The sequence below is a fragment of the Mesorhizobium sp. M7A.F.Ca.ET.027.02.1.1 genome, assembly GCF_004022985.1.
Classification (GTDB): domain Bacteria; phylum Pseudomonadota; class Alphaproteobacteria; order Rhizobiales; family Rhizobiaceae; genus Mesorhizobium.
On the sequence record NZ_RZOL01000632.1, the window covers coordinates 1 to 2,266 of the forward strand.

Sequence of the window (2,266 nt, forward strand, 5' to 3'; positions counted from 1 at the left end):
GACCGGCGCCGAGGCAGATGCGGCGGCGACCCTCATTGCCAACGCGGTGGACCTGCCCGGCAATCCCGCCATCAAGCGCATTCCCGCACATGAATTGTCGCCCGACAGCGATCTCGGCGCGCGCCTGGTGACACATGGTGTCGGCACGCTTGCCCTTGGCGAAGTGGCGCGGGCGCTGGACAATGGCCTTGCCGTCGCCGAAGATTTTCGCCGGCGCGGCCTGATTGCCGGATCGGCGCTGTTTCTTGGCGGTGAGGCCCGCATCAGTGGCTCGGTTGCGCTTGCCGCGCCCAACAAAAGTTCGAGGGAGGAAGTTGCCCATGCCTGAGTTTTCGATCCGCAAAATCGCGGTGCTGACCGAAGAGATTTTTCACGAGGGCGGGCCGGTGGCCCAGGTGCCGCGCCGCCGCGCCGCCGCGATGGCCCTGGTGAAAAACCCGTTCGCCGGGCGCTATGTCGAAGACTTGCAGAGCGCCATGGACGATCTGAAGCCGCTCGGCCTGTTGCTCGCCGACCGGCTGATGGCGGCGCTCGGCGGCGACGTCAAGCAGATCGACGGCTACGGCAAGGGCGCCATTGTCGGCACGGCGGGCGAGTTGGAGCACGGTGCGCTGTGGCATGTGCCCGGCGGCTACGCCATGCGCGAACGGCTCGGCGACGCCAAGGCGATCGTGCCGTCGGCCAAGAAGGTCGGCGCGTTCGGTTCAAAGCTCGATGTACCGCTCGGCCACATCAACGCCGCCTATGTGCGCAGCCATTTCGACGCCATGGAAGTCGGCATCAGCGATGGTCCGCGCCCCGAGGAGATCCTGTTCTGCCTCGCCATGACCTGTGGCCCGCGCATCCACGATCGCATGGGTGGTCTCGCGGCCGATGACATCAAAGCCTGGGATGGCTTGCGGTGAGCGGCGAGGACAATCTGCTCAAGCTGGTCGAGGTCGAGGCGCCGGACGACCAGGATTACCTCCTGCAGGAGCAGGTCGGCTTCATCCTGCGCAAGGCGCATCAGCGCCATGTGGCGATCTTTGCCGCGCATATCGGCGATCTGACGCCGCCGCAGTTCGCGGCGTTGGCCAAGCTGCGTGACGTCGGCGAGACCTCGCAGAACCAGCTCGGCACGCTGATCGCGATGGATGCAGCGACGGTCAAGGGCGTCATCGACCGGCTGAAGGCGCGCGGCCTGGTCGAGCTTTCCAGGCACGAGGTCGACAAGAGACGGCTGCTGGTCAATCTGACCGCGGCAGGCCGTGATGCCATCGAGCGCCTGATCCCGCTGGCGCGCGAGATCACCCAGGAGACGCTGGCACCGCTCTCCGCCAAGGAGATCGCCACCTTCATGAAGCTGCTGGTGAAGCTGGCTTAGAGCGGCGCTGCCGCGAGAATGGGCCGACTAGCAAGGCCTTATGTAATATAGCTGTCGGAGAAGAGTTCGCCTCAGGCGAATGCGGTTAGCTCGTTGCTTGTCGATTGACACCAAAGATGATCGGATCGATCAAAACGGGGGCGTTTGTGGGGCAGCTTGTTCAAGGCGACGACGGATCGCCCGTAGAGGAGGTCGGCGCCTGGGCCAAAACTAAGCACGAGTATCTATGTCGTTATGTCGACATCAGCCGTGGCGTCCGATCAAAATGGCTCGATCACGGAAAGGCTGGAGCACCTCTGATTGATCCGTTCTGTGGACCGGGCAGATGCAGGATTCGCGGCACCAATGAGTTCATTGATGGCGGTGTGGTTGCTGCCTGGAAGAAGAGTGCGGACAGCAGAACGCATTCTCTGCGGTATATATCGGAGATATCGAACCCGGGCGGGTTGAGGCTTGCAAGAAACGGCTACAAGCGCTGAACGCTCCGGTCGTGGCTTTCACGGGTAATGCTGTTGCCACCATCAAGACGGTCGTCGGCGTTGTGAACCCTCATAGCTTGAATTTCGCATACCTGGATCCTTACAACCTGGAGACGCTCAACTTCGAGATGATCAGGACGCTGTCAGACCTTCGGTACGTCGACATGCTTGTACATGTCAGCCAAATGGACCTGCAGCGGAACCTCGACAAATACTCGTCGGGCGACTCGACGGTGTTCGATGCCTTCATTCCTGGCTGGCGTGACGCCATCAAAGCGGGAAACGCCAAGGCAACACGCCAGGCAATTTTGCGTTATTGGTCGGAACTTGTTGGACGACTCGGCGTATGGCCCTCCCCCGAACCCAAGCTAGTAACCGGACCCGGCAACCAGCCGCTATATTGGCTTCTGCTAGCCGCCAAGCA

The 2,266-nt window shown here is 62.1% G+C and carries 4 protein-coding genes and 1 pseudogene; all 5 read left to right on the top strand.

From position 1 onward, the window contains the following. Positions 1-328: pseudogene (locus EN749_RS34410) on the top strand (UPF0280 family protein); the annotation flags it as partial. After that, positions 321-905, top strand: a complete 585-nt coding sequence (locus EN749_RS34415; RefSeq protein WP_128364847.1) for an amino acid synthesis family protein — start codon at positions 321-323, stop codon at positions 903-905. The pseudogene EN749_RS34410 and the gene EN749_RS34415, both read left to right, overlap by 8 nt. After that, positions 902-1,363 (top strand): MarR family transcriptional regulator, encoded by a 462-nt coding sequence (locus tag EN749_RS34420; RefSeq protein WP_023810741.1) that lies wholly within the window; start codon positions 902-904, stop codon positions 1,361-1,363. Before EN749_RS34415 ends, EN749_RS34420 begins: the two co-directional genes overlap by 4 nt. A gap of 116 nt (positions 1,364-1,479) precedes the next feature. After that, the gene (locus EN749_RS39195) at positions 1,480-1,842 is read left to right on the top strand and encodes a hypothetical protein (RefSeq protein WP_245491566.1); all 363 of its coding nucleotides are present in this window, start codon (positions 1,480-1,482) and stop codon (positions 1,840-1,842) included. Beyond that, on the top strand, positions 1,794-2,266 hold a 473-nt coding region (gene tcmP / locus EN749_RS39200), incomplete at its 3' end, for a three-Cys-motif partner protein TcmP (protein WP_245491567.1). The genes EN749_RS39195 and tcmP, both read left to right, overlap by 49 nt.

What these genes read in the sequence shown, in the direction of transcription:
- EN749_RS34415 (WP_128364847.1), top strand. Translation starts at nt 321, where the DNA reads ATGCCTGAGTTTTCGATCCGCAAAATCGCGGTGCTGACCGAAGAGATT.
- EN749_RS39195 (WP_245491566.1), top strand. Translation starts at nt 1,480, where the DNA reads ATGATCGGATCGATCAAAACGGGGGCGTTTGTGGGGCAGCTTGTTCAA.